The organism is Nostoc sp., assembly GCF_036917135.1.
Lineage (GTDB): Bacteria > Cyanobacteriota > Cyanobacteriia > Cyanobacteriales > Nostocaceae > Nostoc.
Window position 1 is genome coordinate 1 of sequence record NZ_JBALEA010000018.1, and the last position, 18,662, is coordinate 18,662.

The 18,662-nt window shown below is 42.9% G+C and carries 13 protein-coding genes; 1 reads left to right on the top strand and 12 read right to left on the bottom strand.

Features of this window, described 5'->3' with window-relative positions; translation table 11 throughout:
* Positions 1-141 precede the first annotated feature (141 nt).
* From V7K50_RS04140 to V7K50_RS04155, 4 genes are all read right to left on the bottom strand, one after another.
* Positions 142-5,277, bottom strand: coding sequence for an nSTAND1 domain-containing NTPase (locus tag V7K50_RS04140; RefSeq protein ID WP_334957639.1), 5,136 nt, complete (start codon positions 5,275-5,277; stop codon positions 142-144).
* Positions 5,278-5,685: 408 nt separating this feature from the next.
* Complete coding sequence (locus tag V7K50_RS04145) at positions 5,686-7,026, bottom strand: P-loop NTPase fold protein (RefSeq protein ID WP_334957548.1); 1,341 nt, start codon at positions 7,024-7,026, stop codon at positions 5,686-5,688.
* Positions 7,027-7,754: 728 nt separating this feature from the next.
* On the bottom strand, positions 7,755-8,612 hold the full coding sequence (locus V7K50_RS04150; RefSeq protein WP_334957550.1) for an SDR family NAD(P)-dependent oxidoreductase: 858 nt from the start codon (positions 8,610-8,612) through the stop codon (positions 7,755-7,757).
* A gap of 50 nt (positions 8,613-8,662) precedes the next feature.
* The gene (locus V7K50_RS04155; RefSeq protein WP_334957552.1) at positions 8,663-8,893 is read right to left on the bottom strand and encodes a hypothetical protein; all 231 of its coding nucleotides are present in this window, start codon (positions 8,891-8,893) and stop codon (positions 8,663-8,665) included.
* 429 nt (positions 8,894-9,322) lie between these two features.
* Between V7K50_RS04155 and tatC the strand changes: the two genes are divergently transcribed.
* A complete protein-coding gene (gene tatC, locus V7K50_RS04160; RefSeq protein WP_334957554.1) occupies positions 9,323-10,117 on the top strand; it encodes a twin-arginine translocase subunit TatC in 795 nt (264 codons plus the stop codon).
* 300 nt (positions 10,118-10,417) lie between these two features.
* Here the strand turns inward: tatC and V7K50_RS04165 are convergent, their stop codons facing one another.
* The 8 genes from V7K50_RS04165 to V7K50_RS04200 form a co-directional block, all read right to left on the bottom strand.
* On the bottom strand, positions 10,418-12,592 hold the full coding sequence (locus V7K50_RS04165) for a CHASE2 domain-containing serine/threonine-protein kinase (RefSeq protein WP_334957556.1): 2,175 nt from the start codon (positions 12,590-12,592) through the stop codon (positions 10,418-10,420).
* Positions 12,593-12,783: 191 nt separating this feature from the next.
* Complete coding sequence (locus tag V7K50_RS04170) at positions 12,784-14,787, bottom strand: FHA domain-containing protein (protein WP_334957558.1); 2,004 nt, start codon at positions 14,785-14,787, stop codon at positions 12,784-12,786.
* A complete protein-coding gene (locus tag V7K50_RS04175) occupies positions 14,784-14,987 on the bottom strand; it encodes a DUF6760 family protein (RefSeq protein ID WP_334957560.1) in 204 nt (67 codons plus the stop codon). Before V7K50_RS04175 ends, V7K50_RS04170 begins: the two co-directional genes overlap by 4 nt.
* The gene (locus V7K50_RS04180; protein ID WP_334957562.1) at positions 14,930-15,313 is read right to left on the bottom strand and encodes a phage tail assembly protein; all 384 of its coding nucleotides are present in this window, start codon (positions 15,311-15,313) and stop codon (positions 14,930-14,932) included. The genes V7K50_RS04175 and V7K50_RS04180 overlap by 58 nt, the downstream gene beginning before the upstream one ends.
* A gap of 193 nt (positions 15,314-15,506) precedes the next feature.
* Entirely contained in the window at positions 15,507-15,854 is a 348-nt protein-coding gene (locus V7K50_RS04185) for a hypothetical protein (protein ID WP_334801092.1), read from the bottom strand.
* Between the two features lie 11 nt (positions 15,855-15,865).
* Positions 15,866-16,363: a phage tail protein gene (locus V7K50_RS04190; protein ID WP_334957564.1), complete on the bottom strand. Its 498-nt coding sequence runs from the start codon at positions 16,361-16,363 to the stop codon at positions 15,866-15,868.
* A 22-nt stretch (positions 16,364-16,385) separates the two neighbouring features.
* Entirely contained in the window at positions 16,386-16,841 is a 456-nt protein-coding gene (locus V7K50_RS04195; protein ID WP_334957566.1) for a phage tail protein, read from the bottom strand.
* A 151-nt stretch (positions 16,842-16,992) separates the two neighbouring features.
* Positions 16,993-18,651 carry a phage tail sheath family protein gene (locus V7K50_RS04200; protein ID WP_334957568.1) on the bottom strand — a complete coding sequence of 553 codons (1,659 nt, stop codon included), beginning with the start codon at positions 18,649-18,651 and terminating at the stop codon, positions 16,993-16,995.
* Between the last annotated feature and the right edge of the window lie 11 nt (positions 18,652-18,662).

Below are 18,662 nucleotides of genomic sequence, written 5' to 3' on the forward strand. Positions count from 1 at the left end.
CTCATTACTCATTACTCATTACTCATTACTCATTACTCATTACTCATTACTCATTACTCATTACTCATTACTCATTACTCATTACTCATTACTCTTCAGAAATCTCAGTGTTTTCAGACCTGAGAAGCTTAATCTTATCCATCATCTACCAGAACACAAGGCGCGTTCGCTGTTCATTATCTTTTGATTAGTCTGCAAATAATCATGTAGCAAATGGCAACCATGCGCCAGCAGTTTTTCTAGTTGGATATCTGCCAAATTCTGTAAAATAACTTTACCATTAGCACTTCCCGCAGCCAAAGTTTTCCCGTCATGGCTGAAAGTGACGCTGGTTAACTCATCTTTATAACCTTTCAAAGCAATCAGCAATGTCCCTTCTCGGTTCCAAAGTCTCAGATTGTCATCACTGCTAGCTACCAAAGTCTTCCCATCGGGGCTAAAACTCACACTGATGAAACTATCGCCATCGCCCGTAAGATTATTTAGCAACTCACCATCTCGGCTCCAAATTTTGACTGTGCTATCAATACTAGCTGAAGCGATCGCCTGACTATCAGGTGTCCAAGCAACTCCATTTACCCGGCGGCTATGATCAGTTAGTGTGTATAGTAATTTACCTTCTACACTCCAGATTTTCACGGTCTTATCATCACTGGCTGAGGCTAGCAACTTGCCATCAGGACTAAAGCTGACCCAATTTACTGCATCTTGATGTCCCTGCAAGGTGTTAAGTAGTTTACCGTTGCGACTCCAAAGCTTCACCGTTTTATCTTTACTAGCTGAGGCAATTATTTGACCATCAGGCGACCAAGCAACACTCAAGACCGTATCATTATGACCTTGCAAGGTGTTGAGTAGTTGACCTTCCTGGCTCCACACTTTCACCGTTTTATCTTTACTCGCTGAAGCAATTACTTGACCATCGGGGCTGAAACTCACGCCCCAAACTTGCCCTTTATGCCCTGTGAATGTACGGAGAAGTTTACCATCACGACTGAGAAGTTTTACAGTTTTATCTCGGCTTGCTGCTGCTAAGGTGCGATCGTCTGGGCTAAAACTGATGCTAGTTACCCAGTCATCGTTATCAGCTTTGGGCTTCCGCAATAACACATCGTCCCAATGCCAAAGTTTAATCGTTTTGTCTCGACTGGCGGAAGCAAGGGTGCGACCATCAGGGCTAAAACTGACGCTATTCACCCAATTATTATGTCCCTTCAGGGTTCCTAGCAACATACCTTCAGAACTCCAAAGTTTGATTGTCTCGTCGGTACTTGCGGAAGCGATGGTTTTACCATCGGGGCTAAAACTGACGCTGGTAACTCCAGCACTATGCCCTGATAAGGTTCGCTGTAGTTTGCCCTTCAGATTCCACAGTTTGATCGTTTGGTCTAAACTAGCAGAAGCAATAGTTTGACCATCGGGCGACCAAGCGACACTTATGACTGCATCATCATGTCCCTGAAAGGTTGTGAGCAGTTTACCATCCCGACTCCACAATTTCACCGTCTTGTCAGCACTCCCAGAAGCAATGGTTTGACCATCGGGCGACCAAGCGACACCCAAAACGGCACCATTATGTCCCTGCAAGGTTTTGAGTAATTTACCGTCTCGACTCCACAGTTTCACCGTTTTGTCGGAACTCGCCGAGGCGATAAGCTGACCATCTGGGCTAAAACTGACACTATTCACCACAGCTTGATGCCCTAACAGAGTAGCAAGCAGTTGACCGTCTCGACTCCACAGTTTCACTGTCTTGTCTTGACTGGCGGAAGCAAGGATTTGACTATCGGGGCTAAAGCTGACGCTATTAACTACATCCCCGTGTCCCGACAAGGTTTTAACCAAGCTACCATCGGGATGCCAGAGTTTGATGGTATTATCTGCACTAGCTGAGGCTATTAAAGAGCGATCGCCACTAAACATCACACTATTTACCCCAGATATATGCCCTTCTAAGCGGTTATACTCTCTTACCCCGGATACTGCTTGATAAAGTGCCGTTAAAACTTCTTCTCTTGTATAGGAATCTACCCAGACTGTTTGTTGTAATTTTTTCCCCGCCTTTAAACCTTCCTTTAAGGCATCAATACCTTTTTGTGAGGCAAAGAGGGCTTCACTGGATACACTCAGGGTTTTTATCTCGCTATCGACTGCTGTGACTATGGAGACACTTAATCCGAATATGGCGAGAACAGAAGCAGTCAATGCAATTTTCAACGAACGATTTAATTGAGCTTCACTGAGCCTTTGTTTCTTTTGACTTTCTGCGAGTTTAGCTGTTAACTCTTTTTCTTTGAGTTCGGCTCGCAAATGCTCAATTTCTAACTGACTCAATTCTTCTCGTTTATGTAATTCTCGCAATTCTGTTAAGAGGTCTAACCCCTGTTGGGGATGAGTATTTACAAATTTGGAACGCTGCTTATTTTGGCTAAGTTCGCTCTTAAGTCGCTCAATCTCTGCTTTACTTTGTTCTACTTTGTAGCGCAATTTATTTAGTTGTACCTGAAAGCTTGATTCTTGTTGTTGCAGGTAGCGAATCAAGTCTACTAAATAATCATGAATCAGTTGATAGCGTTCTGGGACATCAGGGAATAGTACCACTAAACCAGAGCTAACTAAAATATCCAAGACTAACTCTAATTTGCCAGCATCTTCTAACTCTGCTAGCTGCGCTGCTAATTCAGCACGAGTTTTAAAAGGTCGGTTGTTACTTTCATCTGTTAATAAGTATAAGACAAGTAAGGCGGCTCGTTCATTTTCTGGGCCGCAGTCTTTAATCAGTTCTTTAATATAGCGCTCAATGAGTTTATTGGGTCTATAGGGCTGATATTCTTCTAGTGTAGTAATGCGCTCGTCTTGAATTTGCGCTCCCACAACTTGTAATTCAATGGGGCGGACTTCTCCAAATTCTGTTGATAAATCTTCAACCAAGGCATCAATCAAAGCGGGTTCTAAATTAAACTGCGATCGCTCTGTCAATTTTCGGATGATTGCTTTGGCATATTCTGGCGAAAAATTATTCAACTGGTAACGAATATGCTTGTCGAGAATATTATTATTAATTGCTTCTAGCGCCGAAAGATGTTTAAAGTCTAATAACCGATGTAAATAATCTTCTCGCAAGGAAAGGATAACCTTGACAAAGGGTATATTCAGGCAATCGCTAATAAATTTATCAAACTCTTGCTTTTGATTGCGATCGCTATAACCAAAGAAAAATTCTTCAAACTGGTCAAAAATTAAAACTGTGATCAAATGGTGGTCAGCATTTTCTTGAAGTTGTTGTAAAATTCTCCCAATGGTGATGGATGTGCCAGGGTAAGGCAAAGCTTCCGGTTCAATGTCTGCTTCTGGCTTCAGATCAGCATAGATAGCCAGGGATGCGTCATTAGACATCGCCTCACTTAAAGATTTTCCTAATTCCCGCGCCCAATCGGTATAAACTTGCAGTACCACAGGCACGGCTATTTGATCGCCAATGGCTCGATTTTGCAGGGCTGGAACTAAACCCGCCGTGACGGTAGAACTCTTACCCACTCCTGATTGACCGTGAATCACCGTCAACTTTTGATCGGCGCGGCTAATTCTGCCAATTAAGTTATTAATATCACGCTCTCGACCCGAAGCCGCAATTTCTAAAGCAACGCTGCTACTTCCAGAAGGTGACATCAATGCTGGGTTTGTCGCCTGTCTTTGGGGTTGTAAGCGCCCAGCACCGATAAAAGCCCGAAAACCATACTGCTGCTCAACAGAACGGCGTTTCTGGCGAATGTAATAGGCTTCTAGATAGCGCCCTTCTTCAAAATATAGCGATCGCAGTGTCCGCAACAAGCGAATATAACGATGGGCATCGTATTGATGGGTGCTATTTTCTAAGGCTGCTGGTAGTTCTTTTGTCGCCTTTTCTAAATATTCACGAGCGACTCCTAACTCACCTAAATTTCGCTGTGCTTTCGCCAACACTAAATAGTAAATTTGCCCCAATAATAAGGGAAACAAGCAGTTATAAGGGTCGTTTTGCTTTTGCGCCTCACCTAACTTTAGCAGTGATACGTGTGCTAATATACTCGCTTGCACCCACCGCGACTGCTGCACAGCCACTTGCGCCAAAAAACCGTAGTCACAAGCTAATTGGATTTGACTACCATAAGTTTGATGTAACTCCAAAGACTTTTGAGCAACAGTCTGCAATTCTTCCCACTCTTGCAGATATTGCAAAACTGCTGCAAGTTGACCAATAAATCCAGCAACTATATCTAAACGCCCAGCCACCTGCAAGATATTCAAGCATTGCTGAAAATAAGATTTAGCCGTATACCACTGACGGCGGTTTTCTATTTGATTTTGCTCTGCAAAACGGCAATAACACAGCCCAATATAAAACAATAAAATTCCCTGTCGCAGAAGCAGTGGAGATGGGCGATTAGGAGGCGCAGGGTAAGAAAACACTCCCCCTGCTTCTCCTACTTCCTCTACTTCCCCCTCATCCCCTATCTCCACCAACTTTTGCCAAACCTGCAAGCTTTGCTGAAAATGGTTTAAAGCTGTATTGATGCGATCGCTAATATAATTATCTAAACCAAAAACAAATTCTAAACTAGCGTGTAATGCTGGCTCTAAGGTAATACCACGATTATGTAACTCTCTAATGGCAAAGTGGAGTTCATAGCTATGTTCCCAGACTTGCTCCACAGTAGAATAATGCTTTGTAACTTGAGGAGGTTGGTGTTGTCCACCATCGGTTAGTAACACCGTAGCAAATAAAGAGTCAGTTTCCTGTTGCAGAAATTGCAGCAGTGATTGAGTTGTCATTTCAAACTGAATCGGTGTAGCCGCCCAACTAGCAAAATCTGGTGCTAAACGCACTACCTTTTGCAATACTTCCTCATTCACCCATAAAATCATCGGAAATGGGTGGCGTTTGCGAAACTCATCCCGAATATGATTGATAGACCTCAGTAAATCATCGAGTCCATCTACTGACTCTAAACCCAAAATCATCAACGCCGATGGCGGATTATCTTCAGTTACCAGTTGTAAATGAATACTTGTGTAAAGACTTCTAGCATTATGGGGCAGAACTACCTTCTGAATTTGATGTACTCCTGAAGAGAGTTCTTCGAGTCGTTGCAGCATTTGCTCTTGCAAAACTCGATAATTGCAGCACACCAAAACCAGGGAGAATTGACCGCTAGAAAGGGTAATTGCTCTCCCCAAATTCCGTAGAGCAAGCTCGTTAGCTGCTCTTATATCTGCTTGTGGGTGTCGTTCAACCATGATGTGAACTACTCTGACTTGCCTAAGGCTGAAGTCGTAGCTCCCCAATTCATCGGGAATAGCCTTAAAAACTCCGTAGTTTTTTTGGTCTGACATTCCCTCCAAGGGCAGGAGTCCTGGTTCCCAAGACCCAAATATTTCTCTTGCAACATATACCTATTAGCTTGGTTTTCGCTTGTGGCATTGATGGTCAAGACAGTAACTATCTTACCAGAAAATCCTGGGGATCTCTTGCAAAGTTGCTCCTCTTGGGGAGACCCCAAGACCGCACTTTGCGCTTCGTCATCCATAAGCGAATTTGTTTTTACCAAGTAAAAAATCAATTCCAGATGTAATCCTCACTTCTCTAACGAGACGCTACGGGAACGTGACGCTGTTCGTGTTCATCCCCCGCTCACAATCCCCACCTTATGAGTACATTGAAGGTGGGGACTTCTGCCACTCTTTAAATTTTTCCGTCTCTGCTAAAACTGGGTTGACGGCAAACCAAGCTCCTTGATGATCGCGGTATTCAAATACAAATAAACTTCGCAAGAGGGTGTGGTATTCTATATCACCTCTGACCCTCTGCTGTTGCACCACCTGAAAAATTAATTCCCACTCATGGGGATCGATGGCGTTGGCTCGGTAATCGCGCTGTCTTCTAATCACCAGTTCGACACACTCCCGATCAAAAGGTGGATCTTGTTCCCGCAGACAGTCAAATAGTAAACCTAGCAAGTCGCGTACATGACCACCACTAATCAGGCACAATCGATCTAAGGTTTCTAGACTATCAAACACTTCTGTAATTAAGCCTAACCGATCGTTAGGCAAAATGTCTGGAAAAGCTCTAGCCAGCACCATTTGCCGTAACATTGTTAACCCTTGAGGAAAAATCTCGCCAGAGCGCAGACGCACAGGTATCATCGGTAAGACTTTTGGGGCGACTCCTCCGCCCAAACGATGCTGAAGTTCGGCGCTATCGTTAGAGAAAGTCAGGGCTAAGGGAATAGTGTAAACTACATGACAATTTAGTTTGCGTAACTGTTCACCACGCTCAATAAATAAATATTCTGGCAGCGATCGCCCCGATGGTAAAGGCCGAATTGCAACTCGATCCAGGTTATCAACAATCACCACCAGTCCTTTTTTACCCTTGGCTTTCAGTTGCTTGATGGCAGGTTCTAGTAATTCCTGATTAATTGACTGTAAAATATTTGCTGTTCGCGGTTCGAGATAATCCCTTAACCGTCGCCGCAATTGGGGACTTTCTTTAGCCTTAGTTGTAATTTTGGCAATTCCCACAGATAACTCTGCTTCTACCCCAAGTTCAATTGGCGTATGTAAAAAATCCACAAGTTCACCAAATAACTTGCTAAAGTAGCTAGGTTTGAACCTAATTTTCATGGCTTCTAGGCTTTCACTCACCTGGCCAGCGATCGCCAATAAAATATCAGTCACATCCACATCGGCCATTTCCAAGACGTGGGTAGACTCGAAGTAAACTACCTGAAATTGCTGCTCCTCTAACTCAGCTTGGAGTCGCAACAACTCCGTTGATTTTCCACAGCCGAGATGTCCAGTAAATAGCTGACAAGTTGGAGCATCCGGCGAGATGCGAGCGATGGTGCGCTGCAAAGCTTCAATGATTTTGCCACCCCGCACCGCAGCAAAATCGATATAGTACCTGCGATCGCTGGCATTTCCTATAATTAGAGGTCTGCTGGGATTGCAAGCCTGATAAAATCTTTCTAAATCTAGGAGCATAACTAATCGAGTTCACTCAGGAATAGGGATGACAAATTGAAGAAGGCAGAAGGCAGAGGGCAGAAGGTTTTACCTCAGTTGGGGATTCAGACCCCTCCTGAACAAGAGCCACCAAATTTTCAATTTGGTGGGGATCTTAAACCCTTACTCCCTGCGGTCGTAGCAGAGGGCAAGAATCAGAATTCCCTTCTGCCTTCTGCCTCCTGCCCTCTGCCTTTCCCGATAAATATATTGATTTTAGGGAATTTATTGCTTAATTTCAGTACATTTCAATCAAACTACTAACTAAACTAGCAGCATTCAAGATAATTTTTCATATCTACGTTTGATATAGCACATGGCAATGCTGATATTGGAGTTAAAGTAAGCAGAAATACTAGTATAAGTACAAATACAAATGTCTTAAAGATCCAATAAAGTACTCTTATGAATATTAAAAATATCCAACAGAAAAAAAGGTACTCTTAAGTACAATTTTGTACTGTTCAAGATTACAGAAGCTTATTCTTAGTCCGTAGACAAGCATAAGTAGTTCACCTAAATTCTATATCTCATTCCTAAATCAGCATAATATTGGTGACGAAAGTCATAATTTTATTGATGAAAGTCATGATTTTATTGATGAAAGTCATGATTTTATTGATGAAAGTCATGATTTTGTTGATGAAAATCATGATTTTGTTGATGAAAATCATGAGTTTGTTGATGAAAATCATGATTTTGGTAATCTACAAACCCATTGCGTATAAAATTATCCGGTCGTGGAGATGATCGGGTAAAATATGCTTCAGCAACGCTCCAATTTTGGCATCTTGTCCAACGAGATAGCGTGTCTTTGGTTGCTTTGCAGTCAGCGCCTGGACAACAACCTGAGCGACAAGATCCGCAGAAATTCCCCCAGATGCGAGAATCTGCATTTTCTTGCGGACAATATTCATCCCCTGTCCGTAGAGATTTTGTGCCGATTGGGGTAAGCCGTGCTGTGCTATTTCCGATTGACTTAGGGACTTTTCCCAAATTGGAGTTGCGATCGCTCCAGGTTCGATAATCGAAACGGAGATTCCCCAAGGACGTAATTCCATCCGCATTACATCATTGAGTGCAACCAGGGCAAATTTGGACGCATTGTAAGCTCCTAAGAACGGCGTTGGACTTCTACCAGAAATGGAACCCATATTGACAATTCGGCCTCGACTCTGGCGTAATAGACCAAGAAACCCTTGTGTCACTGCTAATTGTCCAGTGACATTAACGAGCATTTGTTGTTGAAATTCCGCGATCGTTAATAATTCCAAAGGCCCAGGAACAGCAATGCCGGCATTATTCACTAAACCTAAAATCCCCGCCCCACCGACTGCATCTGTTACCAGATCAACCGCAGCTGCGATCGACTCAGCATCAGTAACATCTAAAAAAATCGGAATCAGCCTTTGTGATCCTTTCTGTTTAAGTGTTTGAGCATCAATATCTTGACGCACCCCAGCAAAAACAGAGAAGCCCAAGTGGTCTAAAAGCAAAGCACACGCCTGACCAATTCCTGTTGAGGCTCCTGTAACCACTACTGTACCTTGATTTTCTACAACCATTAATTTTCTCTGATAATGGGGCTGACGTAATTATGAGTTACCAATTAGTATCAATCTTTGCAAGTGCCAGCCCGAAGGCAATCTTCGGTTTGGTCATCTCTAGCCGATATTTGCCACGGCAGTATACGTGACTGAGCATTTGTACTGTAAGCAATTAGAGCCGCTATTGTGGGAAACTGATATTTGACAATTGTCACATCACTACTACAAGTATTGCCCAGATCAACATTGCATAAATAAACAGGCAATGCCATTAAAGCAATGCAAATTCTCCGGTTCATACCCAACCTCAGCTAAAAATTTCCGATTACACTATGTATAGATGCCACCTTGATGAACCGGATTTTTAAAACTGAGTATTATATGTTGATGTTGTGTAAATTTACTCAGCAGTAGTAGTCTATCAAGTTTAAATTGATGGGTAAGCAAGTTCGTAGTCAGGACTTTAGTCCTTATTTTCTAAACATTAAAATCCTGACTACAAACCATCAAAATTAGCTTGACCAAGTACTAGCCGCAGAGACGTAATTTCTACATTATCGGTTCCACCCTATTTTAGGTTAGGCATTGCCTACAAGATGGCTTCCTACTAACTTATGCAGATGCAAACCGAAAAAACAGGAGAAAAAACCTACAGCACCCAAAAACATATCTTGGTAGCTCCATTCCCCGGATAAAATAGTTAACAAATGTTGCCTACTAGCTGACTCATGACCCCTTCACAAGACGTAGATACTGTAAACGTTCCCAACATCGACACAGAAGGATATGGCAACTCAGATACTGATCCTCTTGATGAGTTGCCAGGTGAAATCGAAATGTCCCTTTTCGACCATCTAGAAGAGTTGCGACAACGGATTTTCTATTCGCTGATTGCCGTATCAGTAGGCATTATCGGCTGTTTCTTTGCCGTTAAGCCAATTGTCCAGCTACTTGAAGTTCCAGCACAAGGAGTAAAATTTCTCCAACTTGCACCCGGAGAATATTTCTTTGTCTCCTTCAAAGTTGCAGCCTACACTGGCATCGTACTTACTAGTCCATTCATTCTTTACCAGATTATCCAGTTTGTGATTCCAGGACTGACTCGCCGCGAACGCCGTTTACTGGGGCCTGTGGTTTTGGGTTCGAGTGTGCTGTTTGCTGGGGGGTTAGTATTTGCCTATTTACTCCTTATCCCCGCAGCCTTGAAATTTTTCATCAGCTACGGAGCAGATGTAGTTGAACAACTTTGGTCAATTGATAAATATTTTGAATTTGTCCTCCTATTGTTATTCAGCACTGGTTTAGCATTTCAAATTCCCATCATCCAACTGTTGCTCGGTAATTTGAACATTGTCTCGTCTGAACGGATGGTTTCTGGTTGGCGTTACGTGATTATGGGAGCAGTGGTTTTAGGAGCCGTCCTTACACCTTCTACTGACCCCCTAACTCAAAGTCTCTTAGCGGGAGCAGTTTTAGCCCTTTACTTCGGTGGTGTTGGACTGGTGAAGCTCACAGGTAAATAATATCAAGTCCGGGCGATCGCTGATAATAAAATATTGTCAATGTAGGTTGGGTTGAACGGCAGTAAAACCCAACATCAACAAGGATAAAATCTTGGGTTTCCGTTCCTCAACCCAACCTACAGATATCGACTAAGGTCTATCCCTAGTCTTGTACTTAGGGACTGACAACAAATAAATTCTCCAATCCTGTGGGGTGGGCAACATGAGCGCCTTTGCCTATGGGCGCTCATGTTGCCCACCCCACAAGAAGTAGTTGAGTATTTTTTTATTTGTCAGTCCCTTGCCTCCTGCTTTCTTTTACTAAAGACTTTCGAGAGTTTTAAGCACCTCTGTTGCTGACTGATATCGTTGAGTGAAGTCGAAATGTACCATTCTATTTAAAATAATAACTAACTCGTTTGTAGCGTCAGTTAGTTCGCGCCAATGTTGCCAAATATTAGGATCAGATGTACTCTGGATAATTATTTCACCAATATTTGTGTCTCTACGAAATTCTCTGGGATCTACCCCAGTTAAACCTTGTATTCCCATAATTCCCAACGCATAAATATCACTGTTGAGTTTTGGCAACCCGCTCATTTGTTCTGAAGGTGCATAACTAGGAGTACCAATTGCAATGGTCTGAGCTTCTTGTTGCTGAGGTTGAATCTGCTTCACAGCGCCAAAGTCAATTAAAACAATGTGCTGATCTGATTCTCGCCTAATCAAGTTACCAGGTTTGATATCTCGATGGATTACGCCATAGCTATGAACAAAAACAAGCACGTTTAAAACTTCTTTGAGCATCTCTACAACTTCAGCTTGTTTTAGTCGCCTCCCAGAGGTTAGCTCTTTGTCCATAGCGTGCCCTCGAACAAATTCTTGCACTAAAGAAAATTGTTGATTTTCTTCAAAAAAAGCTAACAGTTGGGGAATTTGTGGATGCTTACCCAAAGTTTCTAAAATTTCTGCTTCCGCGTCGAATAAGCGTCTAACAACATTTAAATATTCCGCATCTTGGCGAGGAGGTCGCAATTGTTTAACCACACACTGCGGATTCCCAGGGCGCTGAATATCGTTAGCCACATAAGTATTACTAAATCCTCCAGAACCCAACCGTTCAGTAATTTGATAGCGATTGTTTAGTAGCGTCCCTAGTGCAATTTCTTGCCCGATGGAATCAATAATTATTGTTGATGCTTCATTTGAGGCATTGCCACGCTGCCGTAAAAGACCTTGCAATTCCCCAATTAATTGTTGATGTTCTTGAACGCGTTGGGTAATTTCTTTTTGCTCTTGCTTGCTTTGATAAGCACTATAGGCCAGGACACTTCCGGCGGTAAATACTAACCCCAACGCCGGAGGTATGACTGGGAACCATCCAGCTTGGGTAAAAATAACAAAATTGCCTCCAAATAACACAGCAAGGGCTGTGGCTGCTGCCAATCCTAAGCCTAGTGGATGCTGAATTCGCCATACCAGCAACCCACCAACTACAGTCCATCCCCATATCCAAAGAACTTTACCCCACTCAGGTAAAAACCAAAATAGAGGCTGTTTGTTCAGAACAGCACTAAGAATTTGACTAACGCTGTGGGCATGAATTTCAATTCCTGCCATTTTGCCGGAATTATCTGATTTACCACTAGCAAATGGCGTATTAAAAATATCATTTAAACTATTAGCTGTTGAACCAATTAAAACGATGCGGTCTTTCACCAAATCTGGTTTAACTTGATTTTCAAGTACTTCTGTAATAGTTACCTGCTGGGCGACGTGATGACCAGAATGGTAATTAAGCAGGATTTGGTAGCCATTAGTATCCGCTTTCTCATAACCGCCAGCGTTACTTTCTAGGGGTTTAAATATAGTATTGCGTAGTCGTAGTTCCTTTTTTGGGGTAAATTCTAGTTGGATGCCTCCGACTTCTAAATATTTGAGTGCTAGCTGTAAGCTAAAAGAATAGGTACTTTGACAGGAATCAGACTTCTCTGCACTTACCAATAATAGGTTGCGGCGAATTGTGGCATCAGTATCTTCTACCACATCATTAAATCCGACTCGCTCGGCTTCAATGCTCTTTGGCGGTGCTATTCCCGGATTGTTAGAACCAGAGTGTTTGCAAATAGGAATGATGATATCGCTCTGTTGTAACCGTTGCAGCAGCTTATCATGACCAGGCTGTACTGGTAAGTCACGAAAAATATCTAGACCAATGGCTCGCGGTTGATATTCTTCAAGTTTGCCTAACAGCCGGTCTAGAAGTTCACCAGATAAAGGCCAATTCCATTTTTGAATATCTTTTTCACTTAAAGCAACAATCAATAGACGAGAGTCTGGGCCTGGGTCGCCACGTAATTGGATCATTTGGTCGTAGACTTTCATTTCCAGAGGCTCGAAAACCCCCAGTTTTTGAATGCCTACTAAGAGAAGTGTAGCGATCGCACTTGAAAGAATAACTGGCTGTCTAAATAAACTTTTAAAATTCACAACCATTTTTTAATCGGTTTTACTTTAAAATATACCTATATTTTTAGATTAATTTTTAATATCGAAATTATTCTATGCAATTTGCAACTTTTCAAAAAATATAGCAATCATATTTTACTTACAAATACCAAAACGCTAAGATCCACGACTTGTTTACGAAGCCGGGGATCTTTTTGTTCGTAACTCATTTACAATTGCTATATCTGTTTAAGATAATGCACGATCGCCTCTGCTGTTGGCAAATTAGTTGCCAGCAAAACTTGATTAATATTACACAACCTTAGCAGCGCTTCTTCATTTGCTTGACCAGGCTGAGGTTGTAGCAAATCTCTCAAGAAAATCACTGCTAAAATGTCTCCCGTTCCAACCAATGAAGCAATTGTTTGATATCCTCCAGAAGTTGGTGCAGGAGTTTGTTGACTAATAGTTATACCTGTCTTTTGATGCAAGACTTCGCTAACAGATGGCCAGGTAATTGTAAAGCTCTGTGAGAAAAATTCTTGATGCTGAGAAACAAATTCAGCAAGTTCTGATTTCTTACTTTCGTGAGCAATGAGTACTATATTTCTTTCAACGATCATTTGAGCAGGCTCACTTACATTTGTTTCTTCTGGAATTTCATCAGATTGAGTTGCTTCTGGTTCAGAAACTTCTTCAACAGTTTGACTGACGTTCTCAGCAGCTTCACTTTCTGTTGTTTGCAAAGATTGAATATCAGCTGAAGAGGAAACTTCACTTACTTGTGGAGAAACATCATCAACATTTACACTGACTTCTTCTGTACTTGTATTACTCAAATCAATGTATTGATTGCTGAAAACTTCCGGGACATTATCATCAGGTGCAGTCGATGCTTCAGAAACTTCCCTTACTGTTTCATCAACAGTAGAACTAGGTTCTACTTCATCAACATCTGCACTATCTTCTGCTGTCACTGACCTATCTAAATTTACTACTTCATCACTGACATGATGTGTAACTTGGTTTTCCTCCTCTGGTACTTGGCTCAATGGTTCTTGGTGATGAATTTCCGCGTCTTCAGCAACTTCATTGACAAAATCGCCAGAATCTGAATCAACCTCTTCACTGACTGGTGTATCTAAATTTACGACTTCATTATCAGCAGCTTCTGGAACGGCGCTCGGTACAGGAACTTGGTGGAAAATATCACGAGGCTGTACGAAGGTGACTTCTGCTTCCAGTGCTGCTTCAAACTCGGCATCCTCGGTAGCTTCGGGAACGGCACTCTGTACAGGAACTGGGTGGAAAATATCACGAGGCTGTACGAAGGTGACTTCTGCTGCTAGTGCTGCTTCAAACTCGGCATCCTCATCCTCCGTAGCTTCGGGAATGGCACTTGTATCACGGGGTTGTACAAAGGTAGATTCTGCCGCCACTGGCACTTCCGAGTTTGCAACCTCCTCGTGAGTGGCTTCTGGAATTGTACTTTCCTCTTCAGGAGTTTCAATGATGTTTTCCGGTGCAGTTATTGCGTCATCAGGCTCAGTCAAAGATTCGCTGATTTCTGGAACCTCTACTTCTTCAGCATCTGCGTTGACTTCTGGTGTAACTAATGTACGCAAATCCACAATTTCATCACGAACATCGTGTGTAACTTCGCTGACAGCTTCAGGAGTTTGAATGATATTTTCAGGGGTGATTACCTCAGCAACGGCGATAACATCATCAGGTTGAGTAGAAACAACTTCTGAGATTTCGCTGATTTCTGGATGAGGAGGATTAATTTCAGGTGTTTCTACTTTATTTACAACCTCTGGGGCTGGATTCGCAGCGTTGGGAGTGCTGACATTTTCAGACGATCGCGGCCGAGAAAACATTGAAGGGTCTATAATTCTAAAGACTGTCTCTGGTTGCTCATAGGCCGGAGCAACTGCTTCTAAGATCAAAACATAATCTGCAATCCGAATCACATCTCCATCGGTCAAAGAATATGGTCGATCTTTTTCAGTCTCTTTCCCATTAAATATTGAGCCATTTCTACTGCCAAGGTCGCAGAAGTAGTAATTTCCACCTTTAAGAAAAAACTTAGCGTGTACCCGACTGATATCAGGGCTGTCTAGGAGTAAATCAGAATCAGGAGAGCGACCTATTAGCCATTCTCCCTTCGTTGTAGATTCTATGGTAAGGTCAAGTTCGTTGAGTTCACTTAAAGTTGGTGAGTAGCTAACTTTTACTTTCATATTAATTTTTGGTTAATTTTATTGATTTCTGCTACCCAGCGCTGACGGGTAGTATGTTCTAAATTTAAAATATCATCTTGTGACCAATGAAAATGATAAGCAATAAAAGCTACCTCCTCATACAAAGTATCAGAGGGGTAGCTTACGACTCCCCCGCTAGTTCCAGCTCCACTGAAAATTGAGTATTGCAGTGGGGGCATTGTGTCGGAATGTGTACATTACCTTGCTGATTGATGCGATTGTAAAATTCTCGTAGATATGCAATGTCATGTAAAAGCAGTCCTTCGAGTAAATCAGGACTAACAGAGTTGAAACTCCCCAAGCGAGTAATAACCCGTGCAAGCATAACCAAAACACCGTAAGCTGGATTTTCCTGAACCCTGCGCTCTTGTTGCACCAAAATTTCATCTTTGGCGGTGGCTAAACGCATCACCCCATGACGATGTACTCGGTGTTCACCATCACTAAACCCTCTAGGAAGAGTGAAGGCAAATTCTGTGCAGAGAGTATCTTTCTTACGGCGCATAGGTATTTTGGGGACTGGGGATTAGGGACTGGGGATTGGGAATTGGGCATTGGGCATCCCTTCGGCTTCGCTCAGGGCAAGTGGGTATTGAGAATTGGGGAAAGAAGTCTTATAACTTCTAACTCCTAACTTCTAACTTCTAACTCCTAACTCCCCATTCCCCATGCCCCATACCCCATACCCCATTCCCCATTCAATTATGAAGAATTGCTTCGGGGGAATTTATTGCATCTTCTGGTATAGAAGTTTCACCTTCCAATCCATTGATTCGACGGTAAAAATCTTGGAGGTAATTTAAATCTTGGGCAAAAAAGTTTTCCACTATTGCAGGAGTCACTTCCGATAAAGCCCCCAAGTGGGTAATCACTCTCGACAAGATAATAATTGTGGCATAAACGGGATTAGCTTTAACGCGTGGGTCGCGCAAGGGTGCAATCTCGTCTATCGCCGTTGATAACCGCATTACACCTTTACGGTGGAGGTTGCCTTCAGAGTCTAGATATCCCTTTGGCAGTATAAATTCAAACTCTGTTGGAAACATAGTTCTCCTGATTATTTCACACGTTTAAATTCCTCAAAAGCAACCTCCACCTCCTCAATTTCGATATCATGGCTGCGGGCGTTGACATCGGCAATTTTATAACTTGCAGGCCAAGCACCGGCTAATTCAAATCTAGCTACTTCTTGATTTGCCTGATTATAAATAGACAAAGCCACAAGTCTACGTTGTTCGGACCACTTACCCTGTTGGACTTTTTCAAACCAATTCCAAAAATCCATAGATTTGGTAGTACCTCTACGCAGAATGAGATTACCACTCTTAGGATTGCTAGGAAGCTTAGTTCTCACTACCTGACCTTTTGACTGCCCTTTTGTACCCCAGGTTTGAGAAGTGACTTCAGAAATTTCAATTACTTCTTGTGTTCTTTTGAAGCCTTGACACTCCAAAAAAAAGCAATTGGCATCGTTTTGACCTTCTAGTGTGAGTCCTAAGTAGAACCGATGAGCCGTAAGAATTTCATCTTGAAGTTGAGCCGGAGATTGTACCACTGTTAATTACTGCATAAACTAATTATTTAATCCGTTTAATTCCTTCGTGAACCAATTCAATGGTTTCATTAGCCATATCACCACCAGAGGCAGTTAAGGTAGGCCCAGTATATTTACAGGGATAACAGTTGACAATGTTCCACCGTGCCTTTTCAGAACCTTGTTGGTCGTAAGCAACTACCGAACCAGTTTTACGATTTTGTGACCACTGGCGAGGGTCTCCCATATCTTCGTTACACTTTTGATACCAAGTATAAAGGTCTATATCATCAGTGGCAATGACTTTTACTGTGATGTTAGTAAATTTAACAACAGTTGGTGTAGCTTGGCGCATCAGTTTGGCGTTTTTAGATGAGCCGTGGACTTCTTGGGCTGGGGTATTTTCAACGCCTAATCCACTAATCTCTTTGATGAATTTATCCGTAATTCCATCAGCCTCAAAGTAAAATTTACAAGAGGTTAAAAATTCGCCTGCCATACTTTTAGACTCCTTTGTGAATTAATTCGGGAATGGGGAATGGGGAATGGGGAATGGGGAATGGGGAATGGGGAATGGGGAATGGGGAATGGCTGAATAGAAGAAGTCTTTCCCCCTACTCCCTACTCCCCACTCCCTACTCCCCACGCTTTTAGCTATCTTCAATACCATTCCATTGGCTGATGCGGAAAACAACAAATTCTGCTGGTCTGACTGGGCAAACTCCAACTTCGATGTATAAACGTCCTAAAATTCTGGTTTCTGGTGGGTTCAATTCTTCGTCGCACTTGACATAGAATGCTTGGGCTGGAGATGCCCCAAATAAAGCACCTTCACGCCAGATACGCTCTAAGAAATTACTGACGGTGCGGGTTACACGTGCCCATAAATCTTGGTCGTTCGGTTCAAAAACTACCCACTGAGTCCCCAATTCTAGGGATTTTTCGATATAGCTAATTAGTCTACGGACACTGATGTAACGCCACTCTGTTTTATCTGGCTCAACTAAAGTGCGTGCCCCCCAAATGCGGATACCTCGGTTGGGGAAGCTGCGAATGCAATTTATTCCCAGAGGGTTTAATAGTTCTTGTTCGCGGAAATTTGTATCATAGCCCAAACCAATTACGCCTCTGGGAACTTCATTGGCAGGGGCTTTGTAAACTCCTCTGGTTTCGTCAGTGCGGGCCCAAACGCCCATCACATGACCACAAGGAGGTACTAAAATTGGATTACCGCGATCGCGTGGATTGGGTACTTTGATCCAAGGATAATAAAGGGCCGCAAACATCGAACGGCGATTAAACCTATTCAACCACTCCACAACTTGTTGAGGTTTGACGGCTTCCGGTGGGGCATCAAGTACAACCATGCGGTTGGGCGGATTGGGAATATCGCCACTGGCAGAACCCTCACACATACTAATCATCAGTTCGATGATGCCGTGGACTTGATCTAAATTAAGTACCTGCTCTTGATAAGCCCGCATCACATCAGGACAGGCTAGCATGGTGATTTCATCAATTTCAAACATACCGCGTACCCCGGTGCGATCGTCTCGAACCCCTTCTAAATTTTGCGAAAATCTATCGGGTGGGGTAGCAACAATGGGCGGTGCTAGTTCATATTGACCATTCACCGGACGACGAGCTAAAGGCTGTCCACTTTGAGTGATGTCTTCTACAGTGATATACATCGAACTTCTCAATGCCGCCAGCGCATAAGTTGCTGTTTGACCAGCCGGTTCGCGGTTCATTGTCAAATTCTCGTATTGCTCTAGAAGTTCATCTCCGCGACGAATTTGAACTGTGAAATATTCACCTGTATTTGGAGGCGCTTCTCCTTCAGTACCTTCAGGTAAGGCGCGAGGCGAACCATCAATAATTACAATATTTACTAATCCGCCTGCTGCTTGTTCCGCACGCAAAGTAAATCGGAGGGCTGGACGATTACCTCTAGAGTTTATTCTGAGAGCAGCCGGTTCTGGAGTTGCCGGTCTGGGTGCGCCTGGTAACTGAGTACCAATGCTCGTCACCCAGCAGCGACCGCCACCATTCATAAAGTAGCCGTAAACTGAAAAGGGTAAATAGGCGTTGAAATCGGTGAACCCATCAGAGTTAAGACGGGCAAAGTAGTTGAGAAATTGCGTCCAAGTGGTTACTAGCATGGGCTTGTATAATTCAGCCCCACCACGAACATCTTCAGTAAAGCCGACAAATCCGGCAACTGCCGTGCTAACACCTTCAATTGGTCGGCTACCCCGGTCAATTTCTTCAATATAGACACCGGGAGCAAAGTAATCAAGTCTAGCCATGAAAGTCTCTC